Genomic DNA, 17,827 nt, shown 5'->3' on the forward strand with positions numbered 1-17,827 from the left:
GAGTCTAAGAGGCCAATATCGCCCAATTCGTTAATCCGTAGAATTTACTATTTTTTGTAATTCAACCGATATCGTCAACCTGTGACTATTAAACTCCTAAAGCGGTGTTAATCTGCACGAACACCGCTTTAGGAACTATGGGCTGCTTCCCTTACTTCTTCAATTCGTCCAAAAATTCATGGAATGCTTTTTCAAGCGCCTGTAGCGCATCCGACAGGCCACTGGTGTCATTCACTTTGAGCTTACCTTCGGCGGTTCGGGCAATATCGGCTACGCGGGATACACCGATGGTCCCGGCACTACCTTTCAACGTATGCAGATGACCTTTTACCGTCGGAATATCGCCCAGTGAATAGGCTGATAATGAACCACTGACCAGCTCTTCAGCCTCGGTCACAAACTCCTCCATAATGCTATCCACCAAGTCCTGTCCGCCAATGTCACGAAGTTGCCCCACGATTTCCTGGTCAATAATGGGCAACGTTGGCTGAGGAGTCAACACAACGGGCTTTACTGGTTCGGGCGAATCAGTGGATTTGGCTCGGTTGGCATCCGAAATCTCTTTTACTTTGGCGACCAGACTCTGCGCGCGGATGGGCTTGGCAATGTAGTCGTCGAGGCCCTGACTAATGAATCGTTCCCGGTCTTCCTTCATCGAGTAGGCGGTCATAGCCACCACCGTAGGCAGGGCTTTCCCAAACTGTTCGCGAAGTCGACGGGTGGTTTCAACACCATCCATATCTGGCATCTGAATGTCCATGAAAATGACATCGAAGGGAGTTAATGGATTGCTACCTTCTGCTCGTTCCGTCACGGCCTGAATGGCGGCTGGTCCACTATCGGCAGTGGTGACAACACAACCCGCTTTTCGTAGGATTTCGCTGGCCACTTTGCGGTTTACGGCATTATCGTCGACCAGGAGTACATCCGGGTGGTAGGTGCTGAAGAAGTTAGCCAGGGCGATTTCGGCTACTTCGGTCGTTTGCTGCGTTGGGCTGATGGCCGTTTCTTTAAGCTCAATGACGAACCAGAACGTACTGCCCATGCCAACGGTCGATTCAACGCCAACTTCGCCTTTCATCAGGTGCGCCAGCTCCTTAGAAATAGCCAGTCCGAGCCCGGTGCCCCCAAACGATTTCCGCGATGAGGTGTCGACCTGGCTGAATGAGTTGAACAACAGATTGATATTCTGGGGAGAAATGCCAATGCCCGAGTCTTTAACCGCCACACGAATCCGGTTGAATTTGCCCCGTTTGCTGACCAGCGACGCTTCGACTTCGATGGTGCCATTCTCCGTAAATTTGATGGCGTTGGATGTCAGATTCGACAAAATTTGCAACAGACGCGTCTGGTCGGCAATGACAAACGTGGGGAGGTCGGGAGCCAGTTTGTACGTTAGCTGGTTGTTTTTTGAGTTGGCCTGCTGCCCAAAAAGCGCAATCAACTTCTCGAAAATCTCCTTGAAGGCAATGGGCGCTTCGTGGAGAACCATTTTACCCGCTTCGATTTTCGACAGGTCCAGAATGTCGTTCAGGATATTGAGCAGGGTTTCCGACGACCGTTTGACGGTTTTGACATAACTGCGCTGCTCTTCATCCAACCGGGTGTCGTTCAGCAGGTCGATCATGCCGATGATTCCGTTCATGGGAGTCCGGATTTCGTGGCTCATATTGGCCAGAAACTGCTCCTTCACCTTCAACGAACGCTCGGCCTCGTCTTTGGCCTTTTCCAGTTCGGCCGACTGTCGTTTCAATTCGGTGATATCACGAGCCAGTACGGCCACTACCGAACCTGTACTGGGGTCGTCGTTCAGCATCAGCATGTTGAACATATATTGCCGTTCACTGCCGTCTTTCCGGCGCATACTGGCTTCAAAATTCCGAAGGCTTCGGTTTCGGGCCAGTTTGAACATGGCTCGGCGAATGGCTGTCTTATCGATAAAGAACTGGCTGATTTCATGCCCCAGCACTTCGTCGGGCGTGTAGCCCATGCGCTTGAACACCGACGGGCTGATCATGGTAATGCAGCCTTTCCGGTCAACACGAGCATAGATATCCTGAAGGTTTTCAAAAATACCCCGGAATTTCTCTTCACTCTGGCGGGTTGCAATTTCGGCCTGCCGACGGTTGGTAATATTCCGGGCAATGCCCGACACTTCTTCGATAACTCCGCCCGCCAGTAAAATTGGGTTGAGATGAAACTCAAAAAATGTTTCGCCCCGATCGGTGGTGAAGTGCAGTTCGAAGTTTTGTGGGTGCCCGTGAAAAGCCTGCCGGTAGCGTTCCTCAAGTCGCTTCAGGTTTTCATCGCCAATCATACGCCAGCCCAGGTTAGGCACATTATCCTTATTGGTTGGAGCTACCTTCTCCTGGTAATCAATAAGCCGGGCGTAGTTTTTATTGAACGAAGTCAATTGGAGCGCTTTGTTGACCGACCAGATCAGGTAGGTACTACTGTCGAAGATGGCATTCAAACGGGCGTTTTGATTGTCGAGTCGGGCTTCCGACTGCTTCCGGGCAATTGCCAGCGCTACCTGCCCCGAAATAAACTCCAGCAGTTCCAGATCGCGGGGGCCGTAGGTTTGTGCATCGTCGTACGATTTCACTCCAATGATCCCCGTAATCTCATCGCCAATCCGAAGAGGAGCCGTCAGCATAACCTGGGGTTGTTGCTGACCATACAGATCGATGTTGTGCTGGTCGGCTAGCTGGCGAATATCACGCTCGTAGAGGAACAACGGTTTGTTGGCCCGAATTGTGTACTCGATAATGCCATTGCCCAGCTTCCGTTTCGTAAATCGCATGTTGCTGCCAAAATACTCATCGACGTAATACGGGAAAGACAAATAGGTTTTAGTCGAGTCGTAGAGCGCGATGAAAAAGTTTCGGGCGTCGATGATATTCCCCAGCTCTTCGTGAATCTTATGGTAAAGCTCGCCAAGGTTAGGGGTATTGATCGTCCAGTTGGCGATGCTGTAGTAAAGTTTCTGCGATTTTTCGGCGCGGATTTTGCCGGTTGTATCGTGCAGAATACAGCGAAACGTTGTCGGACGGCCATTGTCGAACCGGCAGTTGACACTTCCCGACAGGAAGAGTGTTTTGCCCGACTTACTCCGAAAAACGGTTTCGACATAAGGCAGTTTGTCGCCTTCCTGAATTCGTTTGAGCAGGCCGAGAGTACTTTCGGCGTAGTCGGGATGGAGCACATCACGCAGGTTGAGGGCCGAAATCTCTTCGGAGTTGTAGCCCAGAACCTCACGCCAGGCGCGGTTCACAAAAATGAACTTGCCATCGAGCGTTAGCAACTGAATGAGGTCGGAAGTATTATCGACCAGATCCTGCAACTGCGCGTTGGTATTCGATAAGGCCGAGGCTACGCGTCGTTTGTTGGTAACGTCTTCACCGATTACGGTAAATGAATCGACGTGGCCATCTTTACTGTTGGTAATGAGCGAGTTGATCTGTACACTACGAAGCGCACCACTACGGGCCAGCAGGGTAATTTCGCGAAGATCAGGAAAGGTGTCCTTTGCGAGTGAGTCCTCGAAGTCGATTTCGAGTCTGGCCCGATCGGCAGGAGGAATCAGTACATCGAAGAAGTTTTGCCCGATGATGTCGTCCGGTTGCCAGGCCGTTACGCGGTACGTATACGGATTGGCATAGCTAAGGGTTCCATCACGCTGGATGGTGAGGCCTACCAGATTGAGTTGGTCAACCGTCTGTCGAACATCGAATAGGGGTTGGGCGTCGGTTAGCACCTGACCGTCGCGCTCATGGTGGAGCCGTTGGATTTCAGCCACTAACTCATCTTTAGTTTTTGCAGACCAGCGCATGTAGGGTAGGGAAGTTGATATGTCGTCTGACTTGTTAAATTTACAAAAAAAGCTGCTTTCTGACTACTACTGACGAATTGGTTAGAAATAAGTTCTGCCTATAAGACCCACCTTTGGGCAATTCGTCATCCGTAATTCTGCAACGTTTTAATCAATACGATTCGTCGATAGGAGCCTGAAGTCTACCAAAAATATCCACGACTATGAAAAATTGTAGGGCATTGAGCTTTTGTTTACTCGGTATGTGGCTGTTTGTTACCTGCCATCGCTCGGAAGTAGAACCCCCTCGTTTTCTGGATGGTTCTCCGCGCATCAAATCCATTGCCTTTTCAGGAATTTCCTCGGATAACGTTTCTATCGACCAGGCGACGCGGACCATCTGGGTCATTATGCCAGCGAAACTACCCGACTATATTGACATTAATATGGAGTTGACCGATAATGCGGAGTGGGTCAACAAACAGTCGGGTGTCAAAGGTAGTGGTTTGTTTGGCTGTGAGACCTGTTCCCGTATTGATCTGATTGATAAAACGGCCATGAGCAGTCAGGCTACATATGGGTATCAGATTAAGCGTAAAGCGTCGGCCCCGTTGCAGGCAGGTGTATTGACTGTGCCGTTGCAATACAACATTCGGAATGCAAATGGAATGGAGTTAGCCATACCGATGCTGAATCTGTACGGAAATAGATTGCCTAAAGAAGCCCGCTTTACGCACGACAAAACCGGCGAAACACTACAGGTCAAACGAGACTCGGCTTTATCGTGGATTTATCCCGATTCACACCGGATTTATTTTAGTTCGTATACCAATCAATTAGCCATTTATCTGTACGATGCGAACTTACTGCCGGGAAATTATCATATCGACCTGATTTTGGATGACGATTCGATACTGAGCGTTCCTCAGCCTGTGGTGGTGACACAGGGTACAGCCGATTTTGAATACGAATCGGAACCCTATATGGCGTATCGAAAAAAAGACTTTGGCTACCGGGTAGCTGTGAACGACGTTCTGACGGTCGATGGCTATAACTTATTTGAAGGGACTGTTGCTATAGAGTGGGTCGATAATCAGAATAATGTCATTAAGCCGTCGGGTATTCGGTTCGATCGGTATGGGCGTCGGGTTCAGATACCAGTCCCGGCGGGTTTGCTGCCGGGGCAATATAGCATGCGGGTTTGGCAGAACGATGTTAAACTGCCTTATACCTATTGCCTGCGAGTGAACGTGACGGGCGATACTAAAAATCGGCCGATCATTGGCACTATTGGTGATGATTCGGCTCCTTGCTCGCTCCGTGATCCGGTTCCTGTTAATCGGGGAGTGCGTGTAAATTTTTCGTCCAGTCTGAAACAGCAGGTGATAAATGGAGTCATGCAAACGGCTGTACTCAAACTGACGGCCATTGCCAGCAAAGACGTCTATTATGCGCCGGTTGCTCCTTATGATGAGCGAAGAGGCTGGGACCCGGCAGAATCCGTTACGATACCTATAACGGTGCCACCTGGTTTTTATACGGTATCTTTGCAGGTTATTGATGATAAGACAAGTGTTTTATCGGAAAGTGAATCATATGGCCGGATTATTGATGTAAAGTAATCGATGGTCTTCATTGCGTAATTACTGTTTATTTCGTCATGTTTTAGTGACTACCTATGCAACATCGCTTTATTTGCTTACTGGTTTGCCTGGTCACCGTAGCCTGCGAACCCTTTGATCTGGAAAAAAAGAATTTTCCGGTATGCGCCAAGCCGTCGGCATCTATTGGATACACGGCTGGTACACTGGATGTTACATTTTTCTTGGAAAATCCACAGGGCAACATTGGCGCTGTGGGCTGGGACCCCGGCGATAACAAAGGAAAAAACCGGGTCGGGACGCGGGTAACCTATACCTACGACAAACCCGGTACCTATACCGTAACGCTCACGCTCGCTAACTCATGCGACGATCAGTTCTCAACAACCCGACAAATCACCGTTAGTAATTAACCTATGATGCGCCTATTTTTCCTTCTATGCTTTAGCTGTCTGCTGGTTTTGTCGGGCCAGGCGCAGGAGCGTGTTCGCAATGTGCGAATGCGGGTGGTCGATTCAGTTCAGCTCGAAATCCGGTACGATCTTATCAATGCCAAACCGGGCGATTCGGTGTATTTCGAGATGCGCAGTCGATTACGGGGTACGTTGCGTATCCTGCCCGAATTTGTACAGGGCGACTGGGGGGCTAATGTCCCGGCGGGCTCCGATCGACGAATCATCTGGGATGCACTGGCCAACGGCTATTCGCTCAACGAAGAAGTGCAGGCCAAAGTATTCGTTCGAACCAATACGGGTGCGGTTGCTGCGCCCGCACAGAATGAGCCGACACCACCCATTGTAACACAAGCGGCCCCGGCCACCAGTAAAAAGCCAACGCCCGTGCCACCTAAACCGGCATCGACTGACCCTGTTGCGATTACAGAGCCAAAACCAGAACCAACGACCCCTGTGTCGGTAACGTCTACACCTGTATCAGCCAGAAGGCCAAAACGAGTCGCACCACCCAAGCGATCTATTTTTGCCCCCGATAGCGTTCAGGCGGAACCAACAGTACCAACAGCATCGACCCCTACTCCTCAGACTCCTACAGCCCAGACAACGGTGGTAACTCAGCGTGTTGAACCCGCCAAAACAGAACCGGCAAACGTAGAGCCTGTCAAAAGCGAACCAGCCAAGGTTGAGCCACTAAAAAGTGAACCGGCAAAGATTGAGCCTGTTAACGTCGAATCGAGTACAGTGGCTGGCCCAGTAGCTTCGGCAAGTGACACAACTCGGCGGCCCAAAACCCGCTATGCAGGACCTGCCTGGGCCTTACTGTCGGCAGTGGCGCCGGGCGTCGGGAATATTTTCGTACAAACGCCTAAACCCAAAATAGGCTTACGACCGCTGGTGGCCATTGGGTGTTATGGGCTAGTAGCGTATGGGCTGATTGAACGGCAGAAATCAAGGGATGAGTACGCGATTTACGAGCAGCAGAAGAATGTGAAAGAAGGCGATCCGTATTACCAGACTGCCAACGAGCATTACCATATGTATTGGCTGGCTACCAGAGGAGCCGCGGTCGTTGCCGTTGCCGATGTAATTCTGACAATCATAAAAGGCGTTCGGAATAACCACATCCAAAAAGAAGCCCAGCGCTATCAGAGTATCAGGATTCGACCTGGCCTTCAGGCTGGGCAGCCAACAGCCGTATTGCGGTACACGTTTTAACGAGTGAACGTTTTCTCTATAACTCATGCACGCTGCATCGATAGTCCGATTTCGCTCATTTACTCTTTCGCTCTTTGCATACCTATGCGCTTAATTCTGACCATTAGCCTTGTGGCTCTGATTTCCATAAACAGCCTGGCGCAGCCGGCAGGACGGCGGCCGAAATCGACTATCTATTCGGCTTCCAGCGAGTGGCAAAAAGTGACACTCAGGCAAACTGCCCGGCTTTCAGGCAATGCATCAGCACCTACTCAACCCGTGCGTGAACGTGTCGAATCAACCTCCAGACAGCCAGCTACGCCCGACGGTTCTGATTTTCGGCCTGCTTTCACGGGCGATTTCTCGACCAATCGCAATGGCTGGCGAGCTGGTAATCAGGGCGACTATTTTTATCAGATTGGCCTGGGGCGCTACAGCATTCGCAAACGCAACACGAATACGCAAAAAACGGCCTTTAGTTCCGTTGAACTTCCCACCAATATCAACCTCAACAAAGCTGATTACTTTACCATTAAGGTAGATGTATTGGCTGATTCTGGGCAGGTCCCAACGGGAGGAATCTTGTTTGGCGTCAAAGATTCACTGAATTATTCCGCATTCACGGTAAATGGTAAGGGTGAAGTGTCGATCATGCGTATTGCCAACGGGCAGACCTTCAGCGATTATATGCCGGGCGATTTTTTTATGCCAGGGGTAACTGTCGATAAAAACCGAAATCGATTGATTATCCGACGAAAAGGGGAAGAACTTCATTTTTACATAAATGAGCAGGAGATTCGCAGTAGCCCGTATTTGTTTAAAATGCTTCCCGGAAATGGGATTGGACTAACCTCGTCGGGCTACTGGACTTCGTTCCAGAAATTAATCGTTACGCTGGGGCAGTAAGCTTAATTTCTGACCTGCTCGCCGTTGCGGTTGATAGTCAGGAGCTGACCGTTTAAAAAAACGGAGGCTGTATTACCCCGGAAAGGCGTAACCGCTTCATATTCGGGCTTGATCACCCATTCGTCATCTTCGTTGATATACCCCCATCGTCCTTGGCTTCGGGCACGTCGCCAGCCGCGTTCATCGGCACCCAGTTCCACTTTGTCGAACGGTTTATCCCCAAAGGCTTCTTCGTACTTCCCCTGTCGGGCATCGGCTGGGGAAGTAGGCTGTGACTCAGGCGCCGACGGATTCAGATCGGCATCTGTAGTTTTACCTTTAGGTTTAGTATCTGCTTTTATTTCCTGGTTCGTAGCCACCGTCTGATCGGCTGGCGTTTCCGTTGGTGTATCGGTTGCTTCTGTCGATGCAGCTTCCTTTTCGGGCTCTGCGGTGCCGATAGATGACCCTGTTTCGGACGGCCGATCGTCGGGAATAGCGGTGGTACTCTGCTCTGTTTTCGACTTCGGACGAGGTTCGTCGGGTCGGGAATTACTGCTTTTAATAAACCAGTAGATCAGTGCCAGCAATAACAGCGCGAATAAAACGCCATAAATACCACTACGGTCGCGGGGGATAACCTCAATCCGTACCGTACTCAACGGATTATCATTGGCATCGAAGAGGGTATAGTCTGTACTTTTCGAGGGTTTCACCCAGCCCCGATTTTTGGGAGATAATCCTTCGCCAAGGTCATCAATCGTCACGGCCAGCAGATTCTCAACCTCCCACTCCAGTGTTACGGTTTGCCCTTGTCGAATACGGGCGGGGGTTGCGGTGAATCTCCGAACAACTGGTGCGGGATCGGTATGCGTCGGTGGCGCCTGATAAACCGGAGGCTCTACCACAACGGGCGGTGGTGGAACGGGTGTCGTAACAACTGGCGCTGAAACGGTTGAGCGAACCGGAACAGGTTCAATGACTTTCGGTTCAATGATAACCGGCTCTCGATTGATCAGTTTGTCAAACTCATTTGGTGATGTTGGCGGACTGATATTGACGGGTTGGACCGGAGCAGGGTGTTCTGCCGGTTTAGGTGCAGACGCAGGTTCAGGCGTTGGCGCGAGTCGCTTCAGAACTGTAGGTACCCAGCGATTCTTGACGAAATCGGGGGACAGCTTTAGTGACGTAGCGGCATTGACGATCTGGGCCAAATCCTGATCATAGAAATGGCTCCGCGAGGGTTGCGCCATCCGGGCAATACGAGCCTGTATATTTTGAAACAGCAAGCTATTATTCGCTACTTCCTGACTGATTTCTGTTGCCCGTTTTTGCGCATCAGCCAGCGATAGGCCTGCCCGTTGAGCATCCTGTAGGTAGCCATTGGTTTGCCAAACATCAGGGCCGTCGAGCACAATGGCTTCTCGAAGTCGGTCGATCAGTTCGGATTCTGTCATTTGTGGGGGGGAGTTTTGTCAAGTAGGATCACGTAATTGTCAGATATTGCCAACGTCTACTGGAGAATTCCTATAACGATTGCTGGCAATCGCTGGGCCAATACCTGACAATTTCTGACAACTTGTTTTACAAACAACAAAAATCAGTCGAACGTCACGACATTCCGCCGATAATCGACAGAAATTTTTCCAAACTTCGACAGAGCCGACTGACCCAGCAGTAAAGGAGCCTTCGTACTACGGACTACATTGGCATTGACATTTTCGAGTACCCGATCGCCGATCTGGACGGATTTCAGTCGGATAATATCACCCGGTGATATATCCCCATTGGCATCTTCAAAACGTGAATGCCCGACAATATCCTCCTCCGAAATGGTACCCTGTTTGGCCATAAACTCGGCTTCGGTTGAGGAAATGGAGATGAGGCTGGCACCTGTATCCAGAATAAATTTCATGGGATGCCCATTGATCAGTACCTGAATCTTGTATACCCCTTTGTCTTTTACCATAGGCACCTCGGTAGGACCTGTACCCACCTGTGTCAGAGTCGGTTTGGTAGCGGTAACGGAGGTCGGTGCCGTTGTACTTGTTGGCTCGGTAGCGGCTGTGTTATGTCTGGCCCGGCGTGGTTGGTGACTGCCCGAGCGGGAGCAGCCGGAGCAAGCCGATAGGTAAATGGCCAGAAACAGCACTAAGCTACCCACCAGAAGCTGAGTAGCTAGTTGATTAACAGTTGATTTTCTCATTCGGTTGTGCCAAACTAAAGGTCTGGATGTGTCCAGAACGGTTGGTTAGATGTGCGTATTGTCCGCAGAACCCGGATGAGGTCGTTTGTGCTTTTGTCTGTGTTCATGCCTGGCGTGATACAGTTTTTCAAACACCTCTGTTACTGTAACGATATAAACGCCAATAATGATCAGATTAATCAAATGATTGAAAAAGGCGGTGATGCTGAAGAACTCCAGATCGGGAAGCACATACACCTGTTTTTGGGCTGTAGGCACGGGGGAGACAGCCCAAAAACATCGACCAGGAAAGCAGGAGGGACGTTTGCCTTATTTTTTAACCAGCACCGTATAAGTCACGGTCGTTGATGACTCCACGCCGGTCATGGTACCGCTTATACTGGTATTATTATCCGACGAGCCCGAAAGGGTATAAGTTGTTCCGCTGGCATCCGGTTTTAAAGTCATTGTTAGAATAAGTCCTAGAACAGAACCCGTTAGTTTGCCCGAAGTACCATTTAAGTTGTATGTTCCAGCCACTGGGTTTTCGGTACTGGTAATGGTCATACTCAATGGTTTTTGATCACTACCGTTGGTTTTATTGGTAGCCGTGCCATTATAGGTTCCTTTTAATTCAGACTCTGGCTTATCGGGCACGCCGTTTCCTTCATCTGGATGACAACTAAAAAAAACGATCGAGAAGAAACTGACGAGAAGAAGAAAAACGATGGTGGATAGGCGCTTCATAACGTGGCTGGATTATGATTCATTAATTTTCGTGCAATGTTACAGGCCGCCGACTCTCCATAAAATAGTTAGCCCTAACTACTTTTTACATAGCCTGTAAGCGACGAAAAATAACCCCGTCTCTGTAGTACTTCTTACGAGCCAGGAAGTAGTATAAACGACAATCGCTTACCCGCTGTATCTGCTATATTCGAATGGCTACGGCATGATCTATGAACGCTCACTGGTTTTACTTTGGAATACTTGTTTTGGTCAGTGCTGGTTTTGAGGCTTGTAAAACGGGCCAGAAATCGACTCCCGCATCCGTTAAAAACGTTATGGATAAAGCGGTTACCCGGCTTTATGAAACGCACAAACCCGAACAACTGGATACGATCAGCCATAGCTATATTCTTCAGTTCCTGAGCGAACCGGAGAAGGAAGTATTGGCTACCCAATACCTGACGTTCGATGTCGACGTACCCGCCGTGATTTCGTTGATGCGGGATCAGAACCAGAAAGTAGTGCCCTTCTGGCTGACAGAGCGTGGTTTTCGGAAAACGGCGCTGGTTGTAAAAAATGAAGAATACACCTACGAGGTGTGGCAAAAGGCCGTTCAGCCCGGAACGGTGCGGCTTGGCATCAACGGGTTCGACAAACACCGCCCGGTATACTTTATCAGTATTGGGCCGCAAAAGCCGGGTGAAAAGGTCACTATAACCAATGTGTTTCCGGCCAATCAAACACTCGATACGATGCGGACAGGCGCATTTACCTACCACGACTGGAGCGACCTGACACTTACCGACGTACCGGAGTCGTTGCGTGGACAGATACTGGTTCAGACGATTCGTGGCCGGGCGAGAGAAGCCCATCTGGTAGGGGCATTTCGAAAAACCACCTCCCCATCGCAGGACCGCCCCGACCAGCTTTTACTGACATGGAGTGGGGACCCCGCAACGACGCAGGATGTTCAATGGCGAGTGGCACCTTCGGTTAAGGATGGCGTGGTGCAATACTGGATAACGGGTACAAAGGATACGCTGTCGAAACCAGCAACGGCTTTTCTGATGGAAGATCGGCTGTTGCAGAATGATCGGTACGTTAATCGGTTTACAGCGCAACTTTCCGGGTTGAAAGCGGGTAAAACGTATGGGTATCGCGTTGGTTCGAAAACAGGGAATTGGTCAGTGCCAGCCACCTTTCGTACACAGTCGGCAACGGCGGATGGCTTTTCATTCATCTGGTTTGGCGATACCCATAAGTCGCCGGATTGGGGAGCTATGGCTCGGAAAACGCTGGATCGTCATCCCGAAATCACTTTTTACTCCATTGCCGGAGATCTGGTCAGTACTGGATTGCACCGGGACGAATGGGATGAGCTGTGGCAACATTCGGGGGGTATTTTTCATTACAAGCCGCTAATGCCGATTCCTGGAAACCATGATAGCCAGGATGGATTGGGGGCCTGGATGTATCAGGCGATGTTCAGTCTGCCCAAAAATGGTCCAGCTCATAAAGACGTACCTGCTGAACAAACCTACGCCTTTACGTACCAGAATGCGCTCTTTCTGATGATTGATGCCACATCGCCCATTGATGCCCAAACCGCCTGGATACAAGCGCAACTAGCTAGTTCGAAAGCCGACTGGAAATTCGCGTTTTTCCACTTTCCGCCCTATAATTTTGAAGAAGACTACGCGGATATTCGTCGGGAGTGGTGTCGGTTATTTGATCAGTACCATGTCGATATGGTTATGAGTGGCCATGTGCACTATTACCAGCGGACAAAGCCCATGTTTGCCGAAAAGCCGGTTGCCTCACCAGCACAGGGCACTATCTATACCATTTCGATTGGGATACCCAGTGAGCATGAGGTCTGGCCAGCCGCCGATTATGCACAGGTTCGGTATAAAAGCGGGCCGTTTTATCAACACATGACGATCAACGGCAAAATGTTGACCTACACTGTGTATGATAAAGACGGGCACGAAGTGGACGAACTGAAAATCGTTAAATAACGCGTAAGCTAGATTGAATAAGTCAGGCTACTCGTAGCGAATCAACGCCTTTGTTTTCACCCGCCATACACCGTTTTCGAGGGTCGCTTCTCCATCCCGACGCATAGCAATTCGAGTATGGCTGGCACTGTAGCTGTTCTCGCTGTCGCAGGCGGGTTCGATCATGTAATTCCGATAAGTCATGAATCGGGCAACCCGGCCCGGATCAGCTTCAAATCGGAACGTAGCTATAGTTGGATTATCGGCATTCACACTGAAGCGATAGGCAGATTCGGGGGAGAGTACAGGTGATTTCTGGCTCAGATCGAATTGGCCGGATGGGTCGGGGGGAGGAAAATAAAAAACTTCCGAGCGGTTCATCGATGGCAACGGTTCGAGCGGAGGGAGTGGCGGCAGGGATGCCTGTACCTGTATAGGCCCTGGCTCTACGGGTACGTTGACAGTGGGTTCAACCAGCGGTTCGCCAGTACGCATTATGGGCCGATTTTCTACTTTCCGTATGGTCTGTTGCTTTAGTTGCCGAATGGCCGTCAAGGGATTTTCGCCACCCAGTTCGGCAACGATGGCATCATATTGGGCTATTTTCTGACGATCTGCTGACCGGAGCGAATTAACATCAGAGCCAGATTTTGTCCGTTGAGCGTTTTCGAGGGAGTTACGTAGTCTATTGTTTTCGTCCTGTAACGCGTCTATTTCGGCCTGTGCCGACCGATACAGTAACAGATATACTGCTCCACCACCTAATAATAAACCTCCTAATGCAGTTACGATCATCATCCAAAGGTTGCTTTCTTCTTTTTCTTTGAGTTGCCGCTCTAACTGACTCATGCGGTAGAGCGTCGGGTCAACATTCGCGCTGTCTCCGTCAACAACCTGATCGGTTGACTCATCAGCCGGAGCCGAATTAACTGTGGGCGTTGGTTCGGCCGCTTCGGCTCCAGGTGGTAGTAGTGCATCAATTTTCTGAATAATGCCTAGCTGAACGGCGGGACTTAACGGCTTACCGTAGTTGTTATCACTTTTGTATCGGCTGTAGAACTGAATCAGCTGCTTCCGAATGGCGTCATTAGCCTCGGCTGGCGACATGGCGTTGAACTTGGCTGTGTTTTTCAATTCACTCAGCTCCTGCATTTTTACGCCCACGGCATCCCATCCGCCCACAGATCGGATAACCGTCTGCGGGTCGCAGCCATCGCCACAGTCGATAAGCTGGTCGTAAATTTCCTGCGCTTTGGCCTGCCCTGGAGCCTGGCTTATTTTTCCGAATACCGCTTTGGCTACTTCCTTTGTCAGGGTATCAACAGCGGCCTGATTGGTTGTCTGGGCAAAGGTTGAGGTGGTGACCAGGCCCAGTATGAAAAAAAATAGGTTTCGCATAAACGATTGTGGCTTGTCGATTTTGCTAGTACACGGAGTTTCACGGAGAGACAAGAGATTCACAGAGAATAGAAATAGCTCTGCGAATCTCTTGTCTCTCCGTGAAACTCCGTGTAACAACGTTCAAACATTACGCGAGTGCATTTGCCAGTTTATTGATTGCCCCGATCAGTGGATAGAAAAACAGCGTTTCTTCGATAGGAGAGCCTAGTGCGTCGGTCATACCACTGTATTCGGCCATCAAGTCGCCTTCTTTTCGTTGAATACCATCCATGAGCGAGGTGTCCAGATGCGTCCGCAATTCCTGCTGAGCAATGACCAGCGAGCGGGCCGAAACATTGAGGTTTCGAACGAAGCTAAACTGCTGATTGATCGCAAAGAAGAAATCAATAAACTCGTTGGTTTCCTTCAACAGTGAGTCGATCACTTCGGGTTTGCGCAAGTCGGCATAGGTCAGCTCTGGGTACTGGTCGTTGAACGTAGCCGGATACACATAACTGATCGCTTCCGTATCGACCGGACGGTTGTTAGCGGGTTGCATCAGAGCGCCTTTGCAGGTTACCTCTTTCGGGCCTTTCCGTTCGTAGAAGAGTGTCAGGCCACTGGCATCGTAGGGTTGGTCGTATACCTTCTCGAAAATAACCCGTGCCAGTTTGCCTAGCATCTGATCGTCGGAACTGATGATGGTCAGCAGTTTGGAGCCCGTTCCGCTGAAGGTGATCGCTCCCGGAAGGTTGATGCCCTTGTGCTTCATCAACCGGGCAATGTGGTAAAGCAGTGCCGTATAGAACAGCACGAATACCACTTTCAGGTCTTCATCCTTCGCCAGCATCCCGTTGAACGACAGCATACTCTTGGCTTTTACGTCGTTACTCTTTTCGATTGAGAACCAGAATGCCATAATATCCTCCGACCGATTCGTATCCAGAATCCGCCGGTTATTGTCGCTGAGGTTACCCAGGCTCTGGCTATCCAGCAACGTTTGAATCCGGTCGGCATATTTGCGGATGAATCCGTTATGACTGGCGGCTCCGTATTCGCTGAACGCGTCGCCGTAGATGGCATTTCCGGCAAACCGGAACGAGGTCAGCAGCTTGGGTTCATTACGTTCGTACACCACCACATCCGACGTACCGCCACCAATGTCGACGTTGATTACGGGCCGGGCCGATGCGCTGAGGGTTGGGTTTTGCTTGTAATAATAGAATGGTGCTACGGATTCCGATACTTCACGCAGTCGGCCAGGGGCACCACCGATATAACGGTCATACAGCGTTTGCCAGTCGGCCCGAAGCTGGCTCACCCGGCCCGGTGTCATACTGGCCGGGAAGAACCAATACACCGTTGTCTGGGCCAGATTACCGCCTTCGGTCAGTACTTTGTTTTTGATGAGCATCAGCAATTCTTCCAGAAACGCTTCCACGCGCCGTTCGGTCTGATCGCTGTTTTTTGCCCATTTCAGGTTGGTCGTAATACGATTAGAACCCGCCGGTTGACGCTCCACATAGAACGGGATATTGAAGTCGGCCAGTGCCTGCGTTTGCTGATTGTAGCTCAGATTCATCGGTTCGGCAATAGCCGTTCGAGTCGGGAAATTATCCGGTTTGCCGGGGCCAATGGTCGGTGGTACAAATTCCAGATCGTAGAGCAGGAACAATTCGAACAAGGCCGGATTGTACTGCGCCGGATTCACCAGCGTAGCAACTTGTGGCGTCAGTTCGGCCACGTCGAATGGGCGAGGGGAGCCACCATCCACTTTATACTCGACGTGTGTGTTGGTAGTTCCGAAATCGACCGAAAATTCGAACTGCTTGCTGCCGCCACTGTACTGCTGCCAGCGCGGAATCAGAACCCCGTTCATTTCTCGTCCATCGCCCCGAATGTGCGCTTGTAGGTAATCGAACTCTTCGCGCAGCACATAATACACGCTCGACCCGTCGGTATTTTGCTGACGAACGGTGCGCTGGTGTTTCGACTCAACCGTCACTTCCGAATTGGCCCGTTCGCTGAAGTAGGTAAGCTCGTACTGATTCTGGCTGTCGAAGCCCGATTCGATCAACTGAACCCGGTAATCGGCCGGAACGGTGACGGCCCCCGAGCGAACAAATGGATAAATGTTGACGGTGAAGGAGTTTTCGACAATGATCCCTTCGTTCGTGGCTTCGTTGGGGGCGCTGGCTCCTCCAACTGTCGAATTATACAGGCGCTCGAACGTGATAAACTGATTGCCGGGCTGGCTGGGGGCTGTAACGGGGATGTCGAGCGTTACGTTGATACCACCACCCTGCGGGGTCATTTTGAGCCGAACGCGGCCCGTCAGCAAATCTTCAACGTTGAAGAAATCGAAGAAGTCCTTCTTCAGAGGCAGCAAAAAGCCCTTATCCGTAGCGGGTGTTTGCAGATTGCCATCGAAGAAACGGCCCCGGTCGGTAGGGAAGGGTAAGCGAATCAGGTAGGGTTCCAGAAAATCACTGACGGTGAGCCAGGGGTAGTTTCCGGGTTGTCCCGGTAATGGCCGCTGGTTCTCGCGCCAGGATTCACGCGCATAATAAGGCACTACCGTGTTCGAGTTCCACAGTGTTTGCGGTACATAGGTAAACTGCCGGAAAAAGCGATTTTGCAGGGCCATCGGGCGCGGCAGGTTCTGATTCAGTCGGGCGTACTTATCCGATCGGATGATGAAATCACTAACCTGACTAATGGCTCGTGAATCCGACTTTTTCTTGCGAAGCGGGAAACCCAATACTTCGACAATATCGCCCGGCCCGGTGGTCAGTTCGTCAAAATCCTGCTCAAATTTCTCCCGTGTCATCAATGGCTGCCCATTGTGCGACTCAATATGCTCGTAGAATAAGGCCGGATTGTGTTGCTGCAACAGCGCCCGACTCCGATTGAGGTAATCATCCACTTCGCGGAAACGGTCGCGGAAGTTGGGCATGAACTGCTTGATGGCGTACCAGAACTTCTGGTATTCAATGTCACGCTGATACAACGGACAAACCGACGCATCGAACAGTCGATCATTACCCATCGACACATCCACCCAGCTCAAATCGTTTCCCGAACTGAAAAACAGCGTTTTGGGAGAAGTGCCACCGACAACCCGCCCCCGATAATTGAGAACGAACAGCCGGTGTATATCGCCAAAATTGTATTCGGCAGCATCCTGATCCAGAAACAGTTTCAGCGCATCGCCCAGCCGCTTATGGCCCTGATTGATGGATTGCCGCAACCGTTCCAGATCCGTACGAATATCGAAAGGCGTAATGGTGATGTAGGTCTTGAGCTTATCGTAATTGAAAAACAACTCGCCCACATCGAGGGCATCCGACACAATACGCTGATCGTTCACCGTGCCCATCAGGTCGGGGCGGAGGGCCAGGTTCAGGAAGGCCGACCGTACCAGGTCCATACGGGCAAACGGACTCGGAATCGAAGTCGGTTGTTTTACGGTTTGTCCGCCCTGTGGGTCACGAATGGCCGCAATCTGGTCGGTGCCGAAGGGCTTGCTCACGTACCAATGCAGGCCCGGAACGGGATTATGTAAGCTGAATGTGGTTGGCATAAGAAAT

General features: G+C 50.6%; 12 protein-coding genes. 5 read left to right on the forward strand and 7 right to left on the reverse strand.

Annotated elements, in window-relative coordinates; translation table 11 throughout:
- Positions 1-151: 151 nt before the first annotated feature.
- Complete coding sequence (locus BGO59_RS29800; protein ID WP_293690229.1) at positions 152-3,832, reverse strand: PAS domain S-box protein; 3,681 nt, start codon at positions 3,830-3,832, stop codon at positions 152-154.
- A gap of 203 nt (positions 3,833-4,035) precedes the next feature.
- Here BGO59_RS29800 and BGO59_RS29805 point away from each other — a divergent pair, with 203 nt between their 5' ends.
- The 4 genes from BGO59_RS29805 to BGO59_RS29820 all read left to right on the forward strand — a co-directional run bounded on the left by BGO59_RS29805 (position 4,036) and on the right by BGO59_RS29820 (position 7,967).
- Entirely contained in the window at positions 4,036-5,433 is a 1,398-nt protein-coding gene (locus BGO59_RS29805) for a hypothetical protein (protein WP_293690231.1), read from the forward strand.
- Positions 5,434-5,489: 56 nt separating this feature from the next.
- On the forward strand, positions 5,490-5,825 hold the full coding sequence (locus BGO59_RS29810) for a PKD domain-containing protein (protein WP_020599528.1): 336 nt from the start codon (positions 5,490-5,492) through the stop codon (positions 5,823-5,825).
- 3 nt (positions 5,826-5,828) lie between these two features.
- Positions 5,829-7,082: a hypothetical protein gene (locus tag BGO59_RS29815; RefSeq protein ID WP_293690237.1), complete on the forward strand. Its 1,254-nt coding sequence runs from the start codon at positions 5,829-5,831 to the stop codon at positions 7,080-7,082.
- A gap of 84 nt (positions 7,083-7,166) precedes the next feature.
- On the forward strand, positions 7,167-7,967 hold the full coding sequence (locus BGO59_RS29820; protein ID WP_293690240.1) for a hypothetical protein: 801 nt from the start codon (positions 7,167-7,169) through the stop codon (positions 7,965-7,967).
- A gap of 2 nt (positions 7,968-7,969) precedes the next feature.
- Here BGO59_RS29820 and BGO59_RS29825 read toward each other — a convergent pair whose 3' ends face one another.
- The 4 genes from BGO59_RS29825 to BGO59_RS29840 all read right to left on the reverse strand — a co-directional run bounded on the left by BGO59_RS29825 (position 7,970) and on the right by BGO59_RS29840 (position 10,878).
- Complete coding sequence (locus BGO59_RS29825) at positions 7,970-9,403, reverse strand: WG repeat-containing protein (RefSeq protein WP_293690243.1); 1,434 nt, start codon at positions 9,401-9,403, stop codon at positions 7,970-7,972.
- A 143-nt stretch (positions 9,404-9,546) separates the two neighbouring features.
- Positions 9,547-10,152 (reverse strand): retropepsin-like aspartic protease, encoded by a 606-nt coding sequence (locus BGO59_RS29830; RefSeq protein ID WP_293690246.1) that lies wholly within the window; start codon positions 10,150-10,152, stop codon positions 9,547-9,549.
- A gap of 45 nt (positions 10,153-10,197) precedes the next feature.
- Positions 10,198-10,410, reverse strand: a complete 213-nt coding sequence (locus BGO59_RS29835; protein WP_293690249.1) for a hypothetical protein — start codon at positions 10,408-10,410, stop codon at positions 10,198-10,200.
- Between the two features lie 51 nt (positions 10,411-10,461).
- A complete protein-coding gene (locus BGO59_RS29840; RefSeq protein ID WP_293690252.1) occupies positions 10,462-10,878 on the reverse strand; it encodes a hypothetical protein in 417 nt (138 codons plus the stop codon).
- Positions 10,879-11,090: 212 nt separating this feature from the next.
- Between BGO59_RS29840 and BGO59_RS29845 the strand changes: the two genes are divergently transcribed.
- The gene (locus BGO59_RS29845; protein WP_293690255.1) at positions 11,091-12,878 is read left to right on the forward strand and encodes a metallophosphoesterase family protein; all 1,788 of its coding nucleotides are present in this window, start codon (positions 11,091-11,093) and stop codon (positions 12,876-12,878) included.
- A 27-nt stretch (positions 12,879-12,905) separates the two neighbouring features.
- Here the strand turns inward: BGO59_RS29845 and BGO59_RS29850 are convergent, their stop codons facing one another.
- Positions 12,906-14,255, reverse strand: coding sequence for a hypothetical protein (locus BGO59_RS29850; protein WP_293690258.1), 1,350 nt, complete (start codon positions 14,253-14,255; stop codon positions 12,906-12,908).
- A gap of 130 nt (positions 14,256-14,385) precedes the next feature.
- The gene (locus BGO59_RS29855) at positions 14,386-17,820 is read right to left on the reverse strand and encodes a hypothetical protein (protein WP_293690261.1); all 3,435 of its coding nucleotides are present in this window, start codon (positions 17,818-17,820) and stop codon (positions 14,386-14,388) included.
- Positions 17,821-17,827: the final 7 nt, after the last annotated feature.

Source organism: Spirosoma sp. 48-14, assembly GCF_001898575.1.
Lineage (GTDB): Bacteria > Bacteroidota > Bacteroidia > Cytophagales > Spirosomataceae > Spirosoma.